The sequence below is a fragment of the Streptomyces sp. NPDC048420 genome (genome assembly GCF_040651535.1).
GTDB lineage: Bacteria > Actinomycetota > Actinomycetes > Streptomycetales > Streptomycetaceae > Streptomyces.
In genome coordinates, this window is record NZ_JBEZKG010000001.1 from 123694 (window position 1) to 147929 (window position 24236).

General features: G+C 72.9%; 17 protein-coding genes. 9 read left to right on the forward strand and 8 right to left on the reverse strand.

The genetic code is table 11. The features are described 5' to 3' along the window. Nucleotides 1–16 precede the first annotated feature (16 nt). The 7 genes from AB0D34_RS00550 to AB0D34_RS00580 are packed head-to-tail and all read left to right on the forward strand — an operon-like array spanning nucleotide 17 to nucleotide 11551. Nucleotides 17–1303, forward strand: coding sequence for a hypothetical protein (locus AB0D34_RS00550; protein WP_362654277.1), 1287 nt, complete (start codon nucleotides 17–19; stop codon nucleotides 1301–1303). Beyond that, complete coding sequence (locus AB0D34_RS00555; RefSeq protein WP_362654279.1) at nucleotides 1297–3900, forward strand: hypothetical protein; 2604 nt, start codon at nucleotides 1297–1299, stop codon at nucleotides 3898–3900. The genes AB0D34_RS00550 and AB0D34_RS00555 overlap by 7 nt, the downstream gene beginning before the upstream one ends. Further along, nucleotides 3897–5228 (forward strand): hypothetical protein, encoded by a 1332-nt coding sequence (locus AB0D34_RS00560; protein WP_362654282.1) that lies wholly within the window; start codon nucleotides 3897–3899, stop codon nucleotides 5226–5228. The genes AB0D34_RS00555 and AB0D34_RS00560 overlap by 4 nt, the downstream gene beginning before the upstream one ends. Then, nucleotides 5225–6862 (forward strand): VWA domain-containing protein, encoded by a 1638-nt coding sequence (locus tag AB0D34_RS00565; protein ID WP_362654284.1) that lies wholly within the window; start codon nucleotides 5225–5227, stop codon nucleotides 6860–6862. Before AB0D34_RS00560 ends, AB0D34_RS00565 begins: the two co-directional genes overlap by 4 nt. Next, nucleotides 6859–7542 (forward strand): 4Fe-4S single cluster domain-containing protein, encoded by a 684-nt coding sequence (locus AB0D34_RS00570; protein ID WP_362654287.1) that lies wholly within the window; start codon nucleotides 6859–6861, stop codon nucleotides 7540–7542. The genes AB0D34_RS00565 and AB0D34_RS00570 overlap by 4 nt, the downstream gene beginning before the upstream one ends. Beyond that, nucleotides 7539–8957 (forward strand): hypothetical protein, encoded by a 1419-nt coding sequence (locus AB0D34_RS00575; RefSeq protein WP_362654289.1) that lies wholly within the window; start codon nucleotides 7539–7541, stop codon nucleotides 8955–8957. The genes AB0D34_RS00570 and AB0D34_RS00575 overlap by 4 nt, the downstream gene beginning before the upstream one ends. Then, nucleotides 8954–11551, forward strand: coding sequence for an AAA family ATPase (locus AB0D34_RS00580; protein WP_362654291.1), 2598 nt, complete (start codon nucleotides 8954–8956; stop codon nucleotides 11549–11551). Before AB0D34_RS00575 ends, AB0D34_RS00580 begins: the two co-directional genes overlap by 4 nt. A gap of 23 nt (nucleotides 11552–11574) precedes the next feature. Here the strand turns inward: AB0D34_RS00580 and AB0D34_RS00585 are convergent, their stop codons facing one another. Next, the gene (locus AB0D34_RS00585) at nucleotides 11575–12537 is read right to left on the reverse strand and encodes a hypothetical protein (protein ID WP_362654294.1); all 963 of its coding nucleotides are present in this window, start codon (nucleotides 12535–12537) and stop codon (nucleotides 11575–11577) included. Between the two features lie 109 nt (nucleotides 12538–12646). On the opposite strand from AB0D34_RS00585, the gene AB0D34_RS00590 reads away from it, so the two are divergent. Both AB0D34_RS00590 and AB0D34_RS00595 read left to right on the forward strand, forming a co-directional pair. Continuing rightward, the gene (locus AB0D34_RS00590) at nucleotides 12647–12979 is read left to right on the forward strand and encodes a CU044_2847 family protein (RefSeq protein ID WP_362654297.1); all 333 of its coding nucleotides are present in this window, start codon (nucleotides 12647–12649) and stop codon (nucleotides 12977–12979) included. A 4-nt stretch (nucleotides 12980–12983) separates the two neighbouring features. Then, nucleotides 12984–17390 (forward strand): tetratricopeptide repeat protein, encoded by a 4407-nt coding sequence (locus AB0D34_RS00595; RefSeq protein ID WP_362654300.1) that lies wholly within the window; start codon nucleotides 12984–12986, stop codon nucleotides 17388–17390. Nucleotides 17391–17426: 36 nt separating this feature from the next. Here AB0D34_RS00595 and AB0D34_RS00600 read toward each other — a convergent pair whose 3' ends face one another. The 7 genes from AB0D34_RS00600 to AB0D34_RS00630 all read right to left on the reverse strand — a co-directional run bounded on the left by AB0D34_RS00600 (nucleotide 17427) and on the right by AB0D34_RS00630 (nucleotide 24106). Then, nucleotides 17427–17861, reverse strand: a complete 435-nt coding sequence (locus tag AB0D34_RS00600) for a metalloregulator ArsR/SmtB family transcription factor (RefSeq protein WP_362654303.1) — start codon at nucleotides 17859–17861, stop codon at nucleotides 17427–17429. Nucleotides 17862–18019: 158 nt separating this feature from the next. Next, nucleotides 18020–18394: a hypothetical protein gene (locus tag AB0D34_RS00605; protein ID WP_362654306.1), complete on the reverse strand. Its 375-nt coding sequence runs from the start codon at nucleotides 18392–18394 to the stop codon at nucleotides 18020–18022. Nucleotides 18395–18630: 236 nt separating this feature from the next. After that, nucleotides 18631–20388, reverse strand: a complete 1758-nt coding sequence (locus AB0D34_RS00610) for a SpoIIE family protein phosphatase (RefSeq protein WP_362654308.1) — start codon at nucleotides 20386–20388, stop codon at nucleotides 18631–18633. Between the two features lie 76 nt (nucleotides 20389–20464). Then, complete coding sequence (locus AB0D34_RS00615) at nucleotides 20465–21334, reverse strand: metal ABC transporter permease (protein ID WP_362654311.1); 870 nt, start codon at nucleotides 21332–21334, stop codon at nucleotides 20465–20467. Beyond that, nucleotides 21331–22143, reverse strand: coding sequence for a metal ABC transporter ATP-binding protein (locus AB0D34_RS00620; protein WP_362654314.1), 813 nt, complete (start codon nucleotides 22141–22143; stop codon nucleotides 21331–21333). The genes AB0D34_RS00615 and AB0D34_RS00620 overlap by 4 nt, the downstream gene beginning before the upstream one ends. Then, on the reverse strand, nucleotides 22140–23078 hold the full coding sequence (locus AB0D34_RS00625) for a zinc ABC transporter substrate-binding protein (protein ID WP_362654317.1): 939 nt from the start codon (nucleotides 23076–23078) through the stop codon (nucleotides 22140–22142). The genes AB0D34_RS00620 and AB0D34_RS00625 overlap by 4 nt, the downstream gene beginning before the upstream one ends. Before the next feature lie 128 nt (nucleotides 23079–23206). Next, entirely contained in the window at nucleotides 23207–24106 is a 900-nt protein-coding gene (locus AB0D34_RS00630) for an amidohydrolase (RefSeq protein ID WP_362654319.1), read from the reverse strand. Between the last annotated feature and the right edge of the window lie 130 nt (nucleotides 24107–24236).

A 24236-nucleotide genomic window follows, 5' to 3' on the forward strand; every position in this document is an offset into this window, starting at 1 on the left:
GTACGAGGAGAACGCGATGTCCGCACAGTTGTGGGACCCCAACAGCGAGCCACAGGGCGACTCCCAGCAGGGCGCACCCCCGCGGCCCGCACATCCGCCACGGACCGCTCCGGGCGAACCCACCGACGCCGCCACCGGCCCGGCGGCGGCCGGGCCCTTCCAGCCCGCCCAGCCGGACCGGCCGCCAGAGCCCCCGCAACCGCCCCCGTGGCCGCAGCGGGTGGTGCCGCTCCAGCCATCCGGCCGCACCGAATTCCAACCGGCGCCCGCCTATCCGCCACAGCCCGTGGGACCCCCCGTGCAGGACGGCAACCTCGCACCGCTGCGGATCCCCACGGCCCGCCAGGAGGACGGCAGCGCCGCCGACCGGATGCGGATCGGACTGTGGGGTGCGCCGCGCTCCGGCAAGACGACCTATCTGGCCGCCCTTCCCCTCGCGGCGATCCAGTACCAGCGGCACGAGGAGGGGAACTGGCTGATCGGCGGGATGACGGGGGAGTCCAGCGGCTTCCTCAACGACAGCGTCACCAAACTCACCATCGAGCGGAGGTTTCCCTCCGCCACCACGGGCCTGGAAGGCATGAGCTGGTCGTTCCACGGCCAGGAACCCGGCACCGGGATGATGCGCAAGCGCCTCCGTGAAGCCAGCTTCGTGCTGGAGATCCAGGACGCGCCCGGTGAGGCGTTCGTACCGAGCAACCCGCTGCACGCCCGGGTGATCGACCAACTCGCCCGCGCCCAGGGCCTGATCTACCTCTTCGACCCGCTGGGCGACGCCCAGAAGGACACCCACAGTCTGACGTTCTTCTTCTCCACGCTGAACGAACTGCACAACCGCATCAGGAACGCGGGCACCCACGACCGGGGCCGGCTGCCGCACCATGTCTCCGTCTGCATCGCCAAGTTCGACCACCCGGAGATCTTCCAGCCCGCCGTCGAGGCGGGCTGGGTCACCCAGGACACCGTCGGCGCCCAACTGCCGCGTGTCCCCGCCCACCTCGCCGACGGCTACTTCCAGTGGCTGTGCAACGACTACCGGGGCGCGACCGCGCGCCTGGTGCGCGACGGCCTGGCGGCTTACTTCCACCCCGAGCGCGTCAAGTACTACGCGACGTCCGCCATCGGATTCCGGCTGAATCCGCAGCACATCTTCGACTACCGCAACTACGCCAACGTCGAGATCGTCAACGGCGAACCCCGCATCTGCACCTCCCCGGAGCCCATCAACGTCCTGGAACCGCTGACGGATCTGGAGCGCCGGATGCGCACCTCGGGCAACGGGCGGAAGGTACGGCCGTGGTGAACGGCAGCCCCGGGACGGGGCTCACCGCCGACTGGGCCGTGCTGGGCAAGCGCCCGGGTCAGGTCATGGGCTACCAGGTGCTCGACGGCAGCCTGCCGAGGGACCGGGCGGAGAGCTACCTGTGGGGAGCCAGCACGGGCACCCCGGAGAGCCGCGACCCGGCGGCCGCACTGCCCTGGCGCGTCTTCTTCGGCAGCACCTCCACCGACGCCACCCCGGTCTGCGCGACCGTCGAGACCACCTGGGACGGAAGCCGGGACGGCACCGGCGCGCCCAGCTACGCCTGGCGGCTGTTCCTGCTCGACTGGCCGCAGGCCGGTGCCGCCCGGCTGACCTGGTCCGCGCTGGACGAGGCGGTGCCCCGGGACGAAGGGCCACTGCCGGCCCGGGCGGTGCCGCTGCCCCCGTCCCGCCCGCCCGGTGAGCAACTCGCCGTACGCATCGACGAACTGGGCTTCGCATGGGCCGCGGGCGTGGCCGCGCTGCTGCTCGACGACCGGCGGGTGGCGCTCGTACCGCAGCCCGGCGCGGCACTCCCGGACGTCACCGAACGGGTCCGTGCCCTCGACGCCGTCTGCGCCCTGCTGCCGTACGGCTGCCGCGCCTGGCTCAGTGCCGCGACCTGGACCGGACGGGCCGAACACGACCTGCGGCTGGTCTTCACGGCCGCTGCGAGGTCCGGGCAGACGGAGGTCAGGCTCGGTGCCGGACTCCCGCCCGAACCCCGGGGCGAGGTCGCCCGCGCCTACCTCACGGAACTGCTCCGGCTGCACGCCAAGCAGCACACCACCGCCGACCTCGTACAACACCTCCTGGCCAGTACCGACGTCCTGCCCCGGCAGAACTCCGCCGAGGCCCTGCGCGTACTGCGCGAGGCCGACCTCCTGGACTCCGTCGTCGAGGCCGTACGACAGGGCCGCGGCAACCTGAACGACGTACAACGAGTGCTGGAGCAGTACGCCGTGGACTCCCTCGGCGCACACCGGCTCGCGGCGCTCGTGCCCTACCTCGCCCGGTGCGCGACGCACAGCGGCGCCACTCCCGACGGGCTCGCGCTCACCCTGCTGCGGCGGCACTGGAGCCGCGCCACACCGACCCTCCTGGCCGAGGACGTACTGGCCCGGGGGTCGACGTCGGACTCCATCGCCCTGGCACGCGGCCATCTCCAGGTGATGCACGCCGTCGAGACCGAACGACCGGACGCCTTCGACGCACTGCTGGCCGCCCTGGCGACCGCCCCGCACCAGAGCCCGGAGTGGACCGGCACCCTCGTCTACATGGCCGAGCGGACCACGGGCCGCTCCCTGGACAGCGCCGACGCCGCCGTGATCGCCTCCCGCCAGGCGGGACTGAGCTGGCTGGGCACCTGGCTGGCCGACCGCAACCGCAAGCGCGACCCGGCGCCGCTGGTCCGGCTGGTGACCCGCTCGACGACCCTGCCCACCGGGGACCTGACCGGATGGCTGCGGTTCGCCGCCTTCGTGACCGGACAAGCCGGTGTCGAACCGCCGTCGGCGCGGGACGCCGCCGAGTTCGCGGGTGCGCACGAGGACGCCTGGGAGGTCGCCCTCGGCGTCGCGGAGACCACGCGTCGGCCCGAGGCGGTGGGCCTGCTCTTCCCGCGCCTGCTGGACGTCGCCCGCAGCCGCGGGGAGGCACCCGCGCGTCTGCTGTCCGCGCTGGACCGCCTCGCCCCGTGCGAGGACGCGGGCCTGGCACCGGACGTCGCCGCCGACGTCGACCTGCTGCGCGTGCTGCACGCACACGCCCTGGACGGCGAGGGGTCCTCCGCGGGCCTGCCGCGCGCCCGGTACCTGCCGGACGAGCGCTCCCGTGAGGCCTACGCGTCCATCCTGGGCGCCCGCCTCAGAGGCAATCCGGAGGCGAGGCAGCCCGTCGTCGAGGCCCTGCTCGGCAACGAACCGGACCGCGGCGGCTGGCGCTTGCTCGATCCGCTGCTGCGGCAGGTGCCCAGCATGGTGCCTCACGTCTGTGACGGCCTGGAGCGCCGACTCGCCGACGATCACGCCAGGTGGCTCGAACTCGGCCTGCCCGAGAACCTGTTGGCTCGGCTGTGCACGCGCGAACGGCTCGGCTGGCTGCGTCCGGTGGCGGAGTTCCGCGCCGCGGTGAGCGCCGAGGAGTCGACGGCACGGCTTGCACAGGTGATCGCCGCGGGTGCGCCGAACGGTGTCTTCGCTCCCCGACTGCTCTCCACGGTCGCGGACTTCATCGCGGCACACCGAGGGTGGGCGGCCTACGAGCTGGCCAGGGAACTGCGCGCTCTGCGACAGGACCTGGACCTCGCCCTGTACGCCGCACTGCGCGGCAGCGAAGAGACCCTGGCCGTCGCGCAGATGGTGGACCAGTTCCACCAGACGGAGGTCTACCAGCACCACAGGCTGCTCGGCACCCCGCCGCCCGGGGCGCCGTCCTCGGCCCAGGGACAGCAGACACCGACCGTCGAGGCGTGGATGTACGCCCCCATGATGCCGACGGGCGCCGGGATGGGGCGGCACGCCCAAAGGACACGGTTGCGGTCACGGCTGTCGCGGTGGCCCTTCCACCGGCCCGAGTGGTTCCGGGGGCTGCGATGAGCGGCCCCGCCGTGGCGATCGACCCCGGCGCCCGCTTCACCCGCGTCGCCCATGTCGGCCCCGACGGCACTCCGGCCCTGGTCGCGCTGCCCGGCACGGTTCCGGGGGAGGGGCTGCCCACCTCCGGCGCGGCGGGCGGCCATCACGGTGCGGCGCTCCGGACCGCGTACGCCGCCTACCGCCGGCAGTACGGCACACCCGAGCGGATCGTGGTCGTCGTACCGCAGCACGACCGGCCCGGCGAGGCACGCCGGGCCACCGATGTGCTCACCGCGCTGCACGGCCCCGACCCGATGCCCCGGGTACTCGCCCTCGGCACTCCGCACGCGGTCCTGGCCCTGTTGCGGCACGCCGGTACAGCGACCGGCGCCCGGTACGCCGTGTGCGATCTCGGCGCCACAGCGGCCGAACTGTCACTGTGCGCGCTCACCGCAGGCTCCGTGGCGGTGACCGGCACCGCCCGGCACGCGCCCGCCGAGGGCTTCGCCGCGAGCTTCGACGCCGCTGTGCTGGCCGGAGCGGGACTGCCCGACGACGAGACCACCCGACTGGCCCTCGCCGAAGCCCGGGCCGGGGACGGCGTCGTGCAACGGCTGGAGATCGCCCTCGGCCGCAGCGCCGGCCGGCCCGGACACTACGACGAGACCGTGGTCCTCGAAGTGGCCGGGAGACCGGTCACCGTGGCCGTGCTGCGGCGGGCGCTGGACCGGCTCACCGCCGGGCTCGACACCGTGCTCGACCGGACTGCCGACGGCCAGCCGGCCCCGCAGGTCGTCGCTGTGGGCGGTGCCGCCCGCTCGGCACGGCTGCGCCGCCACCTGACACAGCGTCGGGGAGCTCCCGCCCCGCTGCCCACGGGCACCGATCCCGCGCTCGCCGCCGCGTTCGGCGCCGCCCTGGTCGCCGCCGGGCGGATCGACCCAGCCGACCGCTATCCGCACGTCGTGTTCGTCGGAACCCACCGCACGGTGGACGGGCTGCCCCGAGGCGAGGAACTGCTCGTCTGCCCCGCCGGATCCCTGGAACCCGGCGGACCGACCGTCTTCGCCCGGACCGGAGAGGAGCGGGTACGGCTGCGCACCACCGCGGCCGGCAACGCCGCCGACCGGCCCGTGCGGATCCAGGTCCGGGACGCGCGTGGCGGCCACGCCACACCCGTCCGCACACTGACGGTCCCGGCGGCTCCCGAAGGCACCCGTTTCCACGTCGGCGTGCGCCTCGCCGCCGACGGCACGGCCCGGCTCGTCCTGGAGCCGCTGGGCTCCGGACAGCCCAGTGAACACCCGCTCGGCCCGCTGCCGACCGACATCGAGGGAGCACGTCCGTGAAGCCGACCGTCAGGGGGCGACCGCTCGCGCTCCCGTTCCGGGACCGGGCCGCCACGAAGTCCCCGGCCACCGACAAGCCCGCCGGGAGAGGGCCGCGCGGCCTCGCCCGAGCCGCCGTGGCGGTCCTCGCACTGCTGGCCGCCGCTTCCCTCGGTGTGCCCGCGGCCACGGCCGACACCACGCCCACCCGGGCCGATGTCTACACCGCGCTCGGTCTGGACGACCAGCCCGCGGACTACGCCGTCCTCGTCGACACCTCCGGCTCCATGACGGACGAGGGCCGCTACGACACCGTCCGCACCGCTCTGGGCCTCTTCCTCGACGGGCTGTCGAGCGAGGACCACGTGGCGTTGTTCACCTTCGACTCCACGCCGGAGCCCCGCTACATCGGCGCGGCCGGAGACACCGACCGGATCCTGTCGACGCTGCCGGACACGCCCGACGAGAACGGCGCGACCGACATCGGGTCGGCGCTGGACAGCGCGCTCGGTGAACTCGAACGCAGCGACGCCGTCGAAGTCGCCTCCGTGGTGCTGCTCACCGACGGCGCGCACAGCCCACCGGACGGTTCGCCCTACCCGGACAGCACCGGACCCGCCTGGAACGCGCTGCACGAACGGGCTCGGGCCCTCGGCGAACGGGGCACCGAACTCGCCGGATACGCACTGCCGTTGGAGGACGGGGCCACTGGTGCCGACCTGCTCGGCGATGTCATCGACGACGCCACCGTGCTGCGCCCCGACAGTGTCGAGGATCTCGGTGGCTATCTCGAGCGCGCCGGGGACGGCACCCGACTGCGCAAGGCCGGACTGGTGCTCGCAGGCGACGTCGGCAAGGGGATCAGCGCCACCTGGACCGACCGTCGCAGGCGTGACCTCACCGCGGGCGACGCCACCGCGGAGATCACGCTCACCTCGACGACCCGTCATGTCCCGCTGACCGTGCGGGGCCTGCACGTCTCGGTGTCCGGTGAGCCGGTCCGGATCTCCGGCCTGCCGGCCACCCTGACACTGGACCCGGGGCAGACCCGCACCTTCCCGGTACGACTGCGCGGCACCCTGTCGGACGGGCCGGTGCCCTATCTCCGAGACCGCGACACGGACGTACCGCTCCGCGTGTCGGGCCGGGTCTCCTCGGCATGGGAGCAGGCGCTCGCACCGGACGTGCGGCTGAAGGTGCCGCGCGAGGTCCGGACCACCGGAGCCGCGCTGCCGTTGCACGCCACCGTCGGCTCGGCGGTCCTGCTGCCCGGGCTGATCGGGGCCGTCGTCGCCGTGCTGCTGATCCGGTGGCTGACCTGGCGGCGCACCCACCGCCCACGGCTGCGGGGGGAACTGCTGCTCACACCGGTGTACGGCGGTCAGCTCCCGGACCGCATCCCCCTACGGGGACGCCGAGTACAGCTGCGCCCGCAGGCCATCGGCGGCCGGGGTTCGGTGCACGGGCGACGCCGGTCCACCGAGGGCGGGCCACGCGTCGACCTCCTGATCCGCTACACCCCGGACGGCACGTCCCGGCGGCAGAGCGACGCCACCTGCGGTCCGGGTGGCCAGGTCGTGGTCAACGGCGTGTCGTTCACCTACCTCACGCAGGAGCCGGCCGACCGGGTGCCCGCGGGCGGACGGTCGCGATGACCCTCCTGAACATCGCGGCCACCCATGTCGGCACCGAGGCCCTCGGACCGGGTGTGCGGTCCGTCGTCTGGGTGCAGGGCTGCCCCTTCCACTGCTCGGGCTGCATCGCCCCGGACTGGATCCCCGACCGCCCGGCCCGGCGGGCCGAACCCGCCGCGCTCGCCGAGGAGTTGCTCGCCGACCCCCGGGTCACCGGCCTCACCCTCTCCGGAGGGGAGCCGATGCAGCAGGCGGCGGGACTCGCCGAGCTGGTGCGTCAGGCCCGCGCGATCCGGGACGTCTCCGTCGTCTGCTTCACCGGGCACCGACTGGAAGGGCTGCGCGCCCGCCCGCCGGCCCCGGGTGTGCAGGACCTGCTGGCCCAGGTCGACGTGCTCATCGACGGCCGTTACGTCGCCGCCCTCGACGACGGCCGAGGCCTGCGCGGCAGCTCCAACCAGCGCGTTCACCACCTCACCGGCCGACCGGCCACCCGCGACTACGACTTCGAGGGGCGCTCACGCACCGCGGAGATCGCCGTCGACGGACCGGGGGCCCTGCTCATCGGGGTACCGCCACCCGGCCTGCTCGACGTCTTCGACACGGCCGTCGACAGCGTTCTCGCCGGCTCCTGGCCCCGGAGCGGACTCCGCGGCGCCGGCACCTCTTCGCACGTCCCCAGGAAGGAAGATCCGTCATGAGCGGCAGGAAACGCATTCAGGTCGACGAGTCGGAGTGGTACCGCATCCAGCGAAAGGCCCAGCAGCTCAAGGAGGTGCAGCGCAACATCCCCCGGCTGATCGACGAGGTACGGGCCCAGACCCGCGCCGACATCGACCGGTCGTTCGCCGGTGTCCAGGAGCGTCAGCGGCGCCACGAACAGGCGATGAGCACGCTCAGCGAGCAGACCCGGCGGCTGGAGGAGACCACCACGCACCGGCTCCGCGAGCAGGCCGACCAACTGCACCGCTCGCTCGACGAGGCCGCGGGACAGATCCGGGCCGAGACCCGGCGGGAACTGGCCCGGCAGCGGGAGGAGACCCGGCAGGCCATCGCGGCCGAACGGGAGGAGCGCCGCGCCGAGATGCTCCGCGTGACCCAGGAGATCGACGCCCTCAAACAGGACCGGGCGCGCTCGGAGGAGATGGTGCGCGCCTGGCTCGGGGACGCCCGCACCATGGCGACGCTCGTCGCCGACACACTGCCGCACGAACGCTACGCACCGGGCGAACTGGCCCGGCTCACCGGCCGGTTGGCCACCGCCGAGCACAACGCGGCGGAGGGCCGTTACGAGGCCGCCCTGGCCGTCGCACAGGAGGCCTTCCACTCCCTGAGCGACCTGCGCGTCGACACCGAACAGCGCGAACTGGAGCGCTGCTCCGCCCAGTCGGAGGCGGTCGAGGCCCTCGTACGCGTCGAGAAACTGGCCGTGGGCAACGCGCGACGACCCGTCATCGGACCGGACGGGCGGGCCCTTGACGGCTACGAACTGGATGTCGTGCACTGGTCCCACGGTGAGTACGACGCCCTGCGCGAGGAGACCCGGGACGCCCTGGCCCGGGCCCGCGACGACACCACCGACACCGGCGAACTCCTCGACCTGCGCGACCAGGAGACGACCCGCCTCGAACAGGCCCTCGGCGACACCGTCGAACGCGCGGGGATGCGTCACCTCGCCGCGCAGATCCGCGTCAACCTGGCCGACGCGGTGGCCGGCACCCTGCGCGACTACGCCTACTACGACCTGGTCGAGGGCGACTACGAGAACGGCGACCAACGGGGCAGGTACCGCGCCAGGCTGCGCAACGGCGAGAACGAACTCGTGGTGGACGTCGCCCAGGCCGAACCCGACTCGGAGAAGTGTGTGATCCGGGTGCTCTCCTACGACCAGGACGTCACCTCCGAGGCCGAACTCATGCACCGCGCCCAGGCCGTCCGGCGGGCCCTCGCGGCGGACGGCCTGAACGTCTCGGACCCGGAGTGCGAGCCGGGCAGCCCCGAGGAGATGGTGCCCGACCCCGGTCACCCCGCCCGCCGACCGGCCCCCGCTCCCGCCAGGCGGCCCGTACCCGCCCCGGCCTCCGCCGAGGAACAGCCCGCCCCGGAGACGCGGTGACCGCGGCGACGGTCGAAGCGGATCCGCCCTCGCCCTTCCCGGCGACGGAACGGCTCGACGCGTCCGCCCTGCACGGCGGCGAGCCGTTCACCGTCGTCTACGGGCCGGGTGTGGGTGACGTCTTCGTCGACAGCGCCTACCAGGTGTGCGTCCTGGAACAGGCGCTGTGGCGGCTGCTGCGCGCGGAGGGGTACGAGCGGATCGTCTTCAGCTCCCTGGAACACCCGGTCTACTTCCGGGACGAGGCATCCCGGGATCTCTCCCGCGGCGCGGGCGCCCCGGCCGCGGCGCCCGCCCGCCCGGGCGTCATGCGCCACCGGCAGCTCAGGGGACCGCTGGGCGCCCTGGACGTGCGTGCCGGTCGCGGGAGCGGCCCCGGGGCCGAACCGGAGCCCGCGGGACCGGCGCGGCCGCGGCCGTCCACCGGGATCTCCGACCCGTTCAGCGTGAGCACCCTCACCGGCTATCTGCGCCAGACCCGCCACCGGACGGCAGTGGTGTTCTCGCACGCCGAGGAGATCCTGCACCACACCACCGCCCCGCGTGAGCTGGCCGGGGCCATGGAGCGCTGGGCCCACCACGGCAACGACCGCAACCTGTGGGTCCTGGTCTTCCGCAAGTCGACCCTGGACGAGGTGGCCGACTTCGTGCGCGCCCAGGGCCACTTCCCCTTCCTGGAGACCTTCGTCGACGACCAGCGCGCCGCGGCCGGACACGGCGGCACCTACCGCGTCGGCCACCCGCAGGCCGCCGAACTGGAACGGCTCATCCACGCGGTACGGCTGCGCCAGGGGCTGCGGATCGCCGACTGGCGGGAGCTCGATCCGATCGTCAAGGCGATGGCCGGTCACCCCGGCAAGGCGCTCACCTGGCACACGCGGCTGGGCAGGCTGGCCCGCCGCGGCGGGGAGCTGAGCCGGGACACCGTACGGCAGTGGCTGGGCGCGGTGTCCGCCGACGGGCGCACCGCCTGGGAGCGGCTGGAGGACATGCAGGGGCTCGACGGGCTCAAGCACTACTTCGAGCAGTTGCGGGCCGAGACGGAGGCGGACGGGGAACTGCGCGCCCTCGGACGTGCCACGACCGCCGAACCACCCGCCCTGCACCTGGTGTTCACCGGCAATCCGGGCACCGGGAAGACCACCGTGGCCCGGCTCGTCGGCGAGATGTACCGCGATCTCGACCTGCTCGCCCGCGGCCACTGCGTCGAGGCCAGGATGAGCGAGCTCGTGGCCGGATACATCGGTCAGACGGCCGCGTTGACCAACCGGACCGTCGACCGGGCCCTGGACGGCGTGCTGTTCATCGACGAGGCGTACGGACTCAGCGACCAGCGGGGCGGGTTCGGCGACGAGGCGATCCAGACGCTGCTGAAGCGGATGGAGGACGACCGGGGCCGGCTGGTCGTGATCGTCGCCGGATACCCGGGGAAGATGAAGGAGTTCCTGGCGGCCAACCCGGGTCTCGCCAGCCGGTTCCCGCTGGACAACGTCCTGGAGTTCCCCGACTTCGACACCGCCACCCTCACGGCGGTCCTGCTGCGCCGTCTGGAGGAGCGCGGGCTGCGGCTCGCCGAGGGCGTGGCGGACACGTTGCGGGGACTCGTCGCGGAGATGCGCCGGACCGCCGGCGAGGACTTCGCCAACGCCCGTGACATGCGCACCCTCGCCGACGGCGTCGCCAAAGGGTGGGCCCGGCGCATCCGGGGCGACGTCACGGTCCCGGTCACCGTCGACGACCTCCCCGAGGCCTACCGCGGATACCTGCCCCGCCCCGCGCCCGATCCGTCGGTGTTGCTGGCCGAACTCGACGACTACGTCGGCATGGAGCCGGTCCGGGAGGTCCTGGAGGACCTCGCCAACCGGCTGCGCATGCGTCAGGCGCTGAACAAGGGCGGGCTCACCGCGCCCCACATGCTGTTCACCGGGCCGCCCGGTACGGGCAAGACCACCGTGGCCCGGATGATCGGGAAGCTCTTCCACGACCTCGGCCTGCTGCGCAAGCGGCACGTCGTCGAGGTGACCCGTGCCGACCTGGTGGCGACCCATGTCGGTCAGACCGCGCCGCTGGTGCGCAAGGCCGTGCACGACGCCCTGGACGGTGTGCTGTTCATCGACGAGGCCTATGGCCTGGTGCGGGACACCCGGGGCGGTGGCGGCTTCGGCGCCGAGGCCATCGACACCCTGATCCGGGAGATGGAGCACTGGCGGGGCCGCCTGGTGGTGATCGCCGCCGGTTACCCCGCGGACATGGACGAGCTGCTCGCCTTCAACCCGGGGATGCCGTCACGCTTCACCGTCCGGGTGCCCTTCCCCGACTACTCCGTCCCCGACCTCGTCGAGATCCTGCGGCGGATGGCCGCGGCTGAGGAGTACACCCTCGGCAAGGGCGTCCCCGAGCAGGCGGCCCGCTGGCTGGACGCCACCCACCTCGCCGATCCCGCCGCATTCGGCAACGCCCGTACCGTGCGCGGGCTGCTGGGCACAATGGAAGGTCGTATGGCCGCCCGATTCGCCCGAGGCCGGGCCACGGGAGGCGAGTTCCTGCCGGAGGACGTACCCGATCCGCCGGCGATCCCACGGCGGACACGATGAGCCGGCCGCGCATGGACCGCAGGTCACGTCCGCGGCACCACCGCCCGGCCCTCGGTGTCCCTCTCCTCCCGGTCCCGCAACACCACGGTGAGAGCGGCGTCGGCCTCGCGGAGCCGCCGCTCGACGGTGTCCGCGAGGACCTCCACCTGTTCGAGAGTGAGCCCGCCGCCCGCCGGGGCGGCGGGGCCCTCCGCGCCGGCCGCCCCGCGCAGCGCGTGCGCCAGCTCCCGGTCGGCGCGCGCATGCCGGTTCAGGGAGGCCAGGCGGGCGCCCTGCGCGGCGTGCACGGCCTCCAGCCGGTCCTGGTAGCCGGCGAGTTCCGCATTGCTCGCCCGGTACTCGCGCTCCGCCGCGGCAAGGGCGTTCTGCGCCGTCGCGGCCCGCTCCAGGGTCTCGCGCGTCTGTGGAGCCAGCAGCGCGAGTCGGTCCTCGGTGAGCCGTACGAGCGCGTCGCTGCTGGTGCGCATCGCCTGGTCCACGCCGGTGTCCCGCCCACGCAACTCGGCCAGCCGCGCGCCGATGACCTGCTGCTGGTCCTGGAGCGCGTCCAGGGCGGCCACCAGCCGCTCCAGCCGGCGCAGTTCGTCCACCTGACGGCGCAGCTCCGTGTGCTCGGCCAACTGACCGCGCAGCGCGTCCTCCGTGGCCGCGAGCTGCTCCAGGGTCTCGCGCGCGGCGCGCACCCGGTCGGCCGTGTCCGTGAGTTCGCGCATCAACTCCTCGGAACCCCGGGCCACTTCGGGCCCGGGACGGGCGGCCACGACGAGCCCCGGCAGTTCCCGGGCCAGCTCCCGGCCGTCCGTCAGGGCGTCGTCCAGCGCGTACAGGGCGGCGAGGGCCGGTGCCCCGCCCTCGCCGGCGTCCACCTGGCGCAGCGCGCCGGCGGCCCAGCGCAGGGCGTGGCCCAGTACCCGCAGTGCGGCCTCCTGTTCGCTGATGTCGGTGGCGGCCAGCGTCTCCGTGATGCCTCGCCTGCTGTCGTCCACGATGCCCCTCTTCAGAGTCGGCGACGTTTCCTTGAAAACCCGCATGAACCATCAGTTAGCGGCATTATTCTTTACGAATACCATTCAATGAACACAACTCGGGGGAATTATGGCGGAGTTGGTGCGTTTCTACGGTTCCGGCGGGGCGACGCTGCTCGTCGAGGTGGAGGACGAGGAGGTCGACCTCGAACGCATCGCCGTCCGCGACGGCAACGGCGTGGCCGAGGCGGGACGGCGTCTGGAGGAGGCCCTCGCGGTGGTACGCCCGGCGCTGCGGTCGGTCGTCGACTTCGTGGGGGCCCTCGCACCGGACGAGTACGAGGTCGAGTTCGGGATGAAGCTCAACGCCGAGTCCGGCGTGGTGATCGCGAAGACCGCCCTGGAGGGCCACTTCAACGTCAAGATCCACTGGAGCGGTCCCGCCGCCGGCAGCGGGGCCTGACCCCGTGGCCGCCACCGAGGAGCGCGCGCCCTGGCAGGTGAGCGTCCACCGCACCCGGGACGCCGATCCGGCCGGCGCCGGTCTGCTGGCCACGCCCCGGCATGTGCTGACCTGCGCCCACGTCGTCCGGGAGAGCGCGGCGCTCTCCCGGCCCGAGGAACCGGTGTACGTGCGGTTCCAGCACACCCCGGAACACGATCCGATCCCCGCGACGGTGGTGCCCGACGGCTGGCACCCGCTCACCGGAACCGGCACCGCCGACATCGCGGTCCTCGAACTCGCCGAGCCCCCGCCCCCGGAAGCCGAGCCCGCTCCGCTGCGCACCACCGGCACCACCTGGGACCACCGGTTCCGTGTCTACGGCTACCCGAGGGAGCACCGGGACGGAATCCACGTCCGGGGCGAGATCAACGGCCGCGCGGGCCGGGAATGGCTCCAGGTGGAGGCCGGCACCCACGGTTTCGCGCTGGAGGGAGGCTTCTCCGGCTCCCCGGTGTGGGACATGAACACCCGGGGTGTGATCGGCATGATGGTCGCCCGTGATCCCGTCTCCAGGAAGACCGGGGTGGACCGGCGCACCGCGTACGCCGTCAGGGTCGAAGTCCTCGCCCGGTACTGGCCGCCGCTCGCCGAGCACGTGCGCGACACCACGAGCGAGGAACTGCGCGACCGCCTGGAGAGGCTGTTGTGGATCCCGCTGACCGAGGACGGCGACATCCCCCGCGTGGACGCGGTCGACCCGTACGACATCGGCGTCTCCCGCTCCAAGTACGGCAACCGTCCGGAGACCGCGCCCTACGTCCCCCGGCACCCGCAGGACGGGCAACTGGACGCAGCGCTCGCCGAGGCCCGCTTCGTGGTGCTCCTCGGTCCCTCCAAGGCCGGCAAGTCCCGCACGCTGTACGAGGCGCTGAACCGTGTGCTGCCCGGCGCCCGGCTGATGGTGCCCCGCCCCGACGGACCGGACCAGCGGGTCCTCGACGACCTGAGCCGACTCACCCTGCCCACCGGAACGGACCGCAGCGTGCTGTGGCTGGACGATCTCCACCGCTACCTCCAACCCGGCGGGCTGGACCTCCAGATCCTCGACCGGCTGGCGCGTCAGGACCCGCCGGTCGTCGTCGTGGCCACCCTCCCGGCCAAGCAGCGGGCGGCGCTCACCGGCATGGAGAACGACGTCGGGAGGGTCTCACGCACCGTCCTGGGCAAGGCGCGCACGGTCAAGCTGCCCTCACGGCTGGGCGCCGAGGACACCGCGGCCGCCCGCGATCTGTATCCCGGCGAGGACTTCGCGGTGCGCGGCATCGGCGAGCTGATGGTGGCCGCCCCCGCCCTGGAGCAGAGGTTCGACGACGGCGTGGAGAGCTGCCCGGCCGGCTGGACGGTGGTGAAGGCGGCCACCGACTGGTACCGCATGGGCATGACCGAGCCGGTGCCCGAGGACCGGCTGCGTCGGCTGTTCGACGTCTACCTCGCCGTGCACCACCCACAGTTCGACGCCGAGGACGAACTCTTCCGCACCGGCCTGGCCTGGGCCCGCGAGCCGGTCGCCGGGGGTGTCGCCCTGCTGCACCGCGACTCCGGACCGGACCTGCCGCCCGTGTACACCGGATCGCCCCACCTCGCGGAGTACCTGGACAGCCGCACCGACGACCCCGCCGCCGCGGTGCCGCGCATGGCCTGGCAGCACCTCGCCGAACACCAGCCGGCCGGCGACCTGCTGCGCAGCGCGTACGCGGCTCTGCTGCGGGAGGAGAGCGAGATCGCCGAGCAGATCTTCCAGCGCGTCGCCCGCACCACCGGCGAACACGACAGCGCGGCCTGGGCGTCCCTGATGCTCGGTGAGATCCACCTCTACCAGGGCGACTTCGAGCAGGCGGCCGCTCTGCTGGACACCGCGGCCGCCTCCGGCGTCGAGGACGTGGTCCCCCTCGCCCAGGTCGACCTGGCCGGACTCCTCATGATCACCGGCGATCGCCGGCGGGCCCGCGCCCTGCTGGAGACCGCGGTCACCTCCCGCGACGCGCAGGTCTCCCAGATGGCCCAGGTGGGCCTGGCCCGTCTGCTCGCGCTGCAGGGCGAGTCCCTTCGGGCCGAACAGATCCTGGAGACGGTGCTCGCCGCCGGGGACACCGAGGTGACCTCACTGGCACGGCCGCAGTACGTCAGCGTGCTGACCCATGACATACGCGGTGTGCGTGGCGGACGTCCCGCCTCCCGCGAACGGGGCAAGCCCGGCACCGGTGTCTCCGCCCGCACGGGCAGGGCCGAGGTGGAAGAACAGCCGTGGGCGCTGTCCCGCGCGGTCGGCGAGTCGATCGCCGGCCAGATCACCGCGCTGGCCTCGGTCGGCCTCAGCGAGATCTATGCAAACCAGGGCAAGCTCAAGCGTGCCGAGGAACTGCTGAAGTCGGCGGCTGACAGCGGCGGCTACCACGCCGCGCCCCAGGCCCAGTCGGGCCTCGCCGAGCTGTACATCTTCCAGGGCCGGTTGGACGAGGCCCGGCAGATGCTGGAGGCCGTACTCCGCTCCGGGCATCCCCTGCTCGTCCCGGCCGCGCGCGTGAGCCTCGGCGTCGCGCTGTTGCAGCAGGGCGACGTCGAGGACGCGCTGCCGCTGCTGCGCGAGGTGGCCGAGCAGGGGCACCCCGACCAGGGACCCCGCGCCGCGTGCGCGCTCGGCGAATGGCACACCGCGGTGGAGGAAACGGACACCGCCCGCGACTGGCTGGCACGCGCGGTCGCCTCCGGACACCCGGACTGGTCGCACACCGCCCGCGTCGACCTGGCGTTCGTCCTGGCCACCCAGGCCGACGACCTGGAGGCGGGGCGCGCACTCCTGACGGAGGTCATGGGGTCGGGCCACGTCGAACAGGCCCCGCGTGCCGCCGACGTCCTGGGTGAACTGCTGGCCGCGGCCGACCGGACACAGGAGGCCGAGCAGGCCTACCGCACGGCGATCGACTCCGGGCACCGGGACTGGACACAGATCGCCCGCATCAACCTTGCCGCGATGCTCGCCGCCCAGGACGGCATCTCCGGCCGCGCCTCGGAACTGCTGATGGAGGCGGCCCGGTCCGGACACCCGGACCAGGGGCCGCGCGCCGCCGACATCCTCGGTGACTACCTGTCGGGCGAGGGCCGGATCGCGGAGGCCGAGGAGGCCTACCGGATCGCCATCGACTCCGGCCACGAGGAGTGGTCGCTGGTCGCCCGCGTCGACCTCGCCGTCACCCTCGCCGACCACGGCGACCTCGCCCGCGCCGAGAGTCTGCTGCGGGTGGTCGCCAAGTCGGACAACGCCGCGGCCGTGGCCTGGGCGACCGCCCTGCTCGGCATGGTCCTCGTGTACGACGGCCGCCGCGAGGAAGGCATGGCGGCACTGCGCGAGGCGGGGCGGGCCGACGAGGCGCTCGTGGCCCGGATGGCACAGGTCCAGTTGGCGAAGTTCCTGCTGGAGGGCGGCGGCGACGACGCCGAGGCCGACCGCCTGCTGCGGGGCGTGAGCGGCGACCCCGACCCGGCCCTGGCCGACGTCGTCAACGTCGCACGCGCGTATCTCTGCGTGCTGCTGCTGCGCAGGGGAGACGTCGACGCGGCGGAGGAACTGCTGCCGGGCGTGGAGGAGTCCGGCGACTCCCAGGCGATCGCAGTGGCTTACTTCGGCATGGGCGAACACCTGCTGGAGATCGGCGACATCAAGGCCGCCGGGGAACTCCTGGAGAGCTCGCTCGGCATGGGCGACCCGGACACCGCGCCCTCGGCCGGCGTCCTGCTCGGCGTCGTACGGCTGTCCGAGGACGAGCTGGAGGAGGCGCGGCGCCTGTTGTCCGACGCGCTCGCCACCGCAGACCCCGGCGTCGAGTGGCAGGCCCGCCGATACCTGGGCGGCACCCTGTTCCGCATGGAACTGTGGCGCGAGGCCGAGGAGACGCTGCTGCCGCTCGCCCGCTCCGAGGACACCGAGCACCGGCCGCAGGGCCTGCGGCTGCTGGCACAGGTGCTGGTCGCGGACGACCGGCCGGAGGAGGCGTGCCCCTGGTTCGAGCAGGCCCTCGCGTGCGGTGACCACGAAATCGAGTTCGCCGTGCGCGAGGAGTACGCCGAGTTGCTGCTCAGCCTGGGGCAGCGGGAGCGCGCCCGGGAGGTTCTGGCGCCCACCGTGTCCGAAGAGACGGAGACGGAAGTGGTCGAGGGTGCCCGGCCCGAGCGGCCTCCTCTCCCCGCGGGCGGTGGCACGGCACCGGGCGGAGCGGTCACTGACGCCCCCGCGTCACCGCCGCCGTTCGCGCACCCCCTCCCGGCGGCGGTGCTGGCGCTGCTGGGCGACGTGGCCGCGGCGGAGGGCGACGAGGAGGAGGCCAGGTACTGGCACGGCCTCGCCGAGCGGCAGCCCGGCCCCCGGGCCTGACGACGACGGTACTCGGCGGAGGCACAGGGGCCCCGTTCAGCGGGGCCGGTCGGCGGGTGCCGCGGGCGCCGTAGGGGCGAGCCGTTCGTTTCGGCTGCGGCTGAGAGGGGGCTGCTGCTGCCGACACGGGCCCGACGTGGCGGTGTCGGCCTGCTGGAGCTGCGTCAGGAGCTGGTTCTGGCCCGCGAGGAGTTCGGTGAGGATACGGCGGGCCGCGCGCAGGAGTTCGGCGACGTCGCCGCCGGCGAGGGCGTAACTCACCGTGGAGCCCTCCCGGATGGACACGACGATGCCCGAGCGGCGTAGGACGGCCAGCTGTTGGGACAGGCTGGAGGGCTCGATGTCGATGTCGGCGAGCAGGTCGCGGACGGGGACGGGCCCGTGCTGGAGCAGTTCCAGCACGCGGATGCGCACGGGGTGCCCCAGCATGCGGAAGAAGTCCGCCTTGGCCTGGTAGAGGGGGACGTGCATGGGGGGGGGGCTCGCTCCCTGCCGGACGGGACGGGTCGTCGATGCCGATCCTGCTGGTCGGGGACGGCGGGCGGCCACGGATTGGACTCATGTGGATGTGGCGACTTGAAGAAGTCTTCACATCGTGGGCGCGCGACATCCCCGACCTGGAAGGGGGCCTAGATCTCCAACTGCTCCTCCACACGCCTGAGTTGGTGGCGCGCCATGGCCAGGTTCGAGCGGGCCTTGTCGAGGACCAGATACAGGAACAGCCCGTTGCCGTTGCGGCCGGTCACCAGGCGGATGAGGTGGTACTGGGTCCCGAGCGTGATCAGGATGTCCTCGATGCTGCTCTTGAGGCCCAACTGCTCCATGGTGCGCACCTTGGCCCGGATGACATCGGTGTTGCCGGCCGCCGCGACCGTCATGTCCAGGTCCTTGCCGCCGCCCAGCGTGCCCAACGCCATCCCGCTGGTGTAGTCGACGACCGCGGCCGCCATCGCTCCTTCCGTCCCGGCCAGCATCTCCTTCAGCGACACTTCCACACTCGCCACGGTGCCTCCTCTGTGTCTGTGGATCGCGGCGGGCCCGCGCCGGGTCCGTCCGTCGGATGCCCGGAACGTATGCGCGTCACCGTGCCCGGCGGCGAGGGTCTTCGGGACTGCCCCACGTTTGACTGAACGCCACCCCGACGAGACCACCTGTCGCGCCACAACTGGCCTCCGACGGGCCGAAGATGACGCCTTGCGCGGAGCCCAGGGCTCCAAGGTCACCGAGGGCCGGGCCGCCGTCAGAGGGTCCGGGCCGCCAGCAGCGTGACGTCGTCCTCCGAGTTGGCCGGGGCCAGGCGGTCGATGACGGTGGTGAGGATGTCCGGCAGGGGGTGTCCGGAGGCGATGGGCATGGCCGTCAGGGCGTCGAGGCCGGCGTCTATGTCCTGGCCGCGCCGCTCCACGAGCCCGTCGGTGTAGGCCAGCAGCAGGGAGCCCGGTGGCAGCGGGCAGTGCCGGCTCTCGTACCCGCCGGAGCCCGTGCCCAGCGGGGGGCCGACGGGCAGGTCCGCGAGTTCGGGGGCGGTGTCGGGGCGGACCAGGAGGGGCGGGACATGACCGGCCGTGGCCAGCACGGCGTGTCCGGCATCGGGATCCAGCAGGGCCAGCACACAGGTCGCGACGCGGTCCAGGTCGAGCGCGTGGGCGGTGCGGTCCGCCTCGGTGAGCAGCCGGTCGGGGGCGAGGCCCTGCAGGGCCAGAGCTCGGATCACAGAGCGGTACTCGCTCATGGCCGCGGCGGCCCGCACCCCGTGCCCCATGACGTCCCCGACCACGAGCAGCGTGCACCCGGAGGGCAGGGCGACCGCGTCGAACCAGTCGCCACCGACCTCGGCGCCCCGCCCGGCCGGCAGATAGCGGCTGGCGATCTCCACGCCAGGCCCCGGAGTGTGCGGGGTGGCCAGGAAGGCGCGCTGCATCTCCAGGGCGGTCTCGTGCTCGTGGGTGTAGCGCAGCGCGTGACCGATGCCCGTCGCGGCCCGCGCGGTCAGCAGCTCCAGGAGCTCGATGTCCTCCTGGGTGAACTCCGGGGAGTCTCCTCGGCGGCCGACGACGACGGCTCCCACCGGCTCGCCGCCCACCATCAGGGGCAGATACGCCACCGAGTGCAGCTCCAGGGCCCGATAGCGCTCCAGCCGCTGCCGGGTGGGAGCCAGGAGGCGCACGGTGTCGTCGTCGGGCCGTATGAGCACCATGGGCTCGTGCCTGGTCAGCACCTGGGCCATCGACGAGCTGGCCTGGTGGAAGATCACCTCGCCGCTTCTGGTCACGGGGGTCAGCGGCTCGGGCATGCCGGGAGCGGCGGCCACCGCCATCCGCCGCAACCGCACCGGCATGGGGGTGGCCGGGGCCCGGCGGGTGCCCTCGGGGTCGAGCACGTCCACGACGGCGTAGTCGGCGAACCGCGGCACCAGCACATCGGTCAGCGCCCGACAGGCCTCGGCCGCGTCGAGCGTGCTGCCGACCCGGGCGGCGGTCTCCTCCAGCAGTTCCAGACGCTCCTGGGCCCGCCGCAGCGACTCACGCTGCTGGATCCCCTCGGTGACCTCCATGACGACGGCGGCGACGCCGAGGATCTCGCCGTCCTCGCCGTCGAGCCGGTGGAAGGCACCGAGCCACCAGCGCGGCGCGTCCACCGGGTCCACGGGCGCCCGGCCGTCGAACACGACCGTCTGCGGCCGTCCGGTACGGATCACCTCGCGCACCACCTCCGCCGAGGGCCCGGAGCCGGGGATCACCTCCGGCATGGGGCGGCCGATGTGGTCCTCCACGGGCAGCCCGTTGAACTCCGCCAGGGTGTCGTTGAGGTACAGATAGCGCAGGTCCGCGTCCAGGACCGCGACGGCCGCCGGTGTCCCGTCCAGGAACCGGCGGGCCGTCCACAGCTCGTCCAGCACCTGCCCGGTCCCCGCCGCCCGGGCCGCCTCGGACAGCTCCCGGAGGGTCTCCGAAGGCAGGAAGGGGGCCGAGCGTGTGTACAGGCGGGGGTGGGTCATGTGGTGCATGTCCTCGAAAGATGGAGTCCGATTCGTCACACTTATGGCGTATTGGACCACATCCGGGCTGTCGAAGCTATGAGCTGGGTCTCACGCTCAGCCGGGCGCCCCAGCGCCGGGTCCGGTACCGGCCGACCGTGCCGCAGACGACGTAGATCAGGAACGAGATCGTCGTGACGTACGGGCTGATCGGGATGCTGCTGCCCAGGGCGAGCAGGATGCCGCCCTCGATCGACGCCATGGCGAAGACCACGCTGAACAGGGGCAGCAGGACCGGGGACGCGGTGACCCGGGCGGCCGCCGCGGCCGGGGTGATCAGCAGCGAGAGCACCAGCAGAGCGCCCACGACCTGCACGGACAGCGCGACCGCCAGCCCGAGCACGATCATGAAGGCGAAGGAGAGCCCGCGCACCGGGACTCCGCGGGCCTCGGCGACGTCGGGGTCGGCGCTGGCGAACGCGAGCGGGCGCCACATCACCGCGAGGGCGATCAGGACCACCGCGGAGGTGACGAGCAGCCAGGTCGTCTGCGGGGTGTCCACGGCGACGATCTGTCCGGTGAGCAGACCGAACTTGTTCGCCGCCCGCCCTTTGTAGAGGGCGAGGAAGAGCACCCCGAGCCCCAGTCCGAACGGCATCAGGATGCCGATCACCGAGTTGCGGTCACGCGCGCGGGTGCCGAGCAGGCCGATCGCGCCGGCCGCGAGGAGCGAGCCGGTGATCGAGCCGGCCACGATGTTCATGCCCATCAGCAGCGCCCCGGAGGCGCCCGCGAACGACAGCTCGCTGATGCCGTGCACCGCGAAGGGCAGATCGCGCATCGCGACGAAGACCCCGGCGAGACCGCCGACCAGTCCGAGGGCCGCGCCGACGATGAGCGAGTTGCGGACCAGGACCAGGAGTTCGCCGTAGTTCTCGAAGTCGAACAGCTCGTGCCAGACGGTCATGGGCGAACCTCCTCGGGCACGTGGTGCGCGGGCTCGTCGAGGGCGCCGACGACGACCACCCGTCCGCGCACGTTGACGACGTCGACCCGGGTGCCGTACAGGCGGGACAGGGACTCGGAGGTGAGGACCTCGTCGGGGGTGCCGACCCGATGGGCGCCGGGCGCCAGGTAGAGCACCCGGTCCACCAGGTCGAGGACCGGGTTGATCTCGTGGGTCACGAACACCACTGCCGTGCCGTGGGAGCGGCGGCGGGCGTCCACCAGCTCGGTGACCGCACGCTGGTGGTGGAGGTCGAGGGAGAGCAGCGGCTCGTCGCACAGCAGGATCTCGGGATCGGTCGCGAGCGCCTGCCCGATGCGGACACGCTGACGCTCGCCGCCGGACAACTGGCCCACGGGTACGTCGGCGTAGGCCGAGGCGCCCACGGAGGCGAGGATCTCGTCGACGCGGCTGCGCACGCCCGCCGTTCGCAGCCGCGGTCCGAAACGGTGCCCGTCGATGCCGAACCGGACGAGATCGCGGGCGCGGAGCATCGCCTGCGCGGACAGGGACGCCTGCTGGGGCACGTAACCGATGTGCCGGGCCGCCTCGCGGGGAGGGCGGCCGAGGACCGTCAACTCCCCGGCGGACAGCGGCTGTCGGCCCAGCAAGGCCCGTACGAAGCTGGTCTTGCCGGCTCCGTTCGGGCCCAGGACCGCGAGGAACTCCCCTGGCTGTACGTCGAGTTCGAGGCCGTGCCAGACCGTGCGGGCGCCGTAGGACAGCGCGGCACCGCGCAGGCTGATCACCGGCGGGGGTATCGGGCTCACTTGGCCAGCGCGTTCGCGAGCGCGTCGACGTTGGAGGTCATCCAGGTGAGGTAGTTCTTGCCGCTCGGCAGGGTCTCGGTCACCGGGACCACGGGGATGCCCGCCGCCTTGGCCGCCTGCTCGGACTTCTCGGTCTGCGGCCCCGAGGTCTGCTCGTTGTAGACCAGCGCCTTGACCTGCTTCTCGGAGAAGAGGGCGAGCGCCTCCTGGAGGACCTTGGGGGAGACGTCGGTGCCCTCCTCGATGGCCTCGCTGAACTCCGCGGGCGTCTTGTCGACCAGGCCGCTCGCCGTGGTCATGTACAGCGGCACCGGCTCGGTGATGGCGATCGCCGCACCGGCGTGTTCCTTCCTGATCTGCGCCTCCTTGGCCTCAAGCGGCTTCAGGGCGGCCTTGAAGACCTCGGCGTTCTTCGTGTAGACGGCTGCGTTCGAGGGGTCGGCCTTGCCGAGGGCGGCGGCGATACGGTCGGCGATCTTCGCGACGGTCGGGAAGTCGTACCAGACGTGCTCGTTGAGCTCGCCGCCCTTGGGCGCGGTGTGGCCGGAGACCTTCACCGCGTTGATCACCTCGGCGGAGGAGTTGCCGCCGCTCTTGAGCATCCGGTCCACGAAGTCGTCGTAGCCGCCGCCGTTCTCGACGACGACCTTCGCCTTCGACAGGGCCAGCTGGTTCTGGGTGCTGGCCTCGTAGGAGTGCGGGTCCTGGTCGGGGTCGCTGATGACCGAGGTGACGGAGACCTTGTCGCCGCCTATGCGCGAGACGATGTCGCCGTAGACGTTGGTGGAGGCGACGACGGCGACCTTGGAGGACGCCGCCGGGGCGGCGGAGGCGCTCCCGTCGCTCCCGGAGTCCGAGGAGCTGCCGCAGCCTGCCAACAGGGCGACGGAGGCGCCGACGAGCAGCGCCAGACGGCGGGACGGGGACGTGGACATGGATCCTCCAAGCGCGGTTCTGATTGCTCCGCCACGCTAGGTGGAAATGATTGTCGTAAACAGATCTGGCGGCCGTTATGTGAAAACCGTTGCCATTAATTGACTTTTCCCTGGTCCGGGCCGCGAGATCAGTCCTTCCCTGTGAGCAGTCTCCGGGGGTTGGCGATGCGGAAGGCATACGCGGCCGCTCCGCCGAGTCCGTGGCCGGGGTGCTGCGGCGGCTCCGCGTACGGCCGGTCCGAACCCTGGATCACGGCGTCCACGCCGAGCGCCCGGACGACGGACTCCACCGCGCGCGGACCGTACGAGGACGTCTCGACGAAGACCAACGGGTCCGGCCGGCTGTCGCCGTCCCCGCGGGCGGCGAACCGCTCGCCGTGCAGCGGGGCGAGCCCGGCCAGCAGCGCGAAGCAGACCCGCAGCCGGGCGTGACGAGGCCGGCCGTGGGCGCGGAAGGCGAACCAGGCGGCGTGCATCTGCTGGACGTAGGGCACCATCGCGGGCCACCAGCCAGGCCCCGCCGAGCCGCCGGCCGCGGGCCCCGGGTGCACGAACAGCGGGAGGTCGCGTTGTTCGAGCAGATCGAGCAGTGGGGCGCACCGGGCGTAACCGGCCGCGTCCGCAAGGGCGTCGGCGGGCAGCTGGAGACCGGCGAACCCCTGGTCGAGGGCCTTGCCCGTGGCCTTGGCGTCGATGTCCCGCACGCACGCGGCGGCCCACGCCCCGAAGGGTTCGGGGAGCGCGGCCGAGCCCTCGTGGTAGGCGTCAAGGAGGGGCTGTGCCTCGGCCGCGGGCAGCCACTCCACGCCGATCGGCGCGGACAGCGAGACGAGCGCGAGGCCGAGGCCGTCGGTGGCGGCGAGTTCGGCGCGCAGGGCCACGTCGTGGTCGGCGGGCGGAAGGTCGTAGGGTGGCTCACCGTCCAGATGCAGCGTCCAGCCGTCGAGACACGGCGGCTCGCGACGCGCCCTCAGGGCCGTCACCAGCGCAGGGGTCCACAGATGCTGGTGCACGTCGACATTGGTCATGACGCTCCTCCCACCCAGGCGCGCAATGCGCTCAGGACAGCGCAGGACCCCATGATCTCGTGGTTCACCGCCTCCGCGTCCACCCCGTGGGGCCGGTCGTCGTCAACCGGCCTGCCCGGCAGCCGAGTTC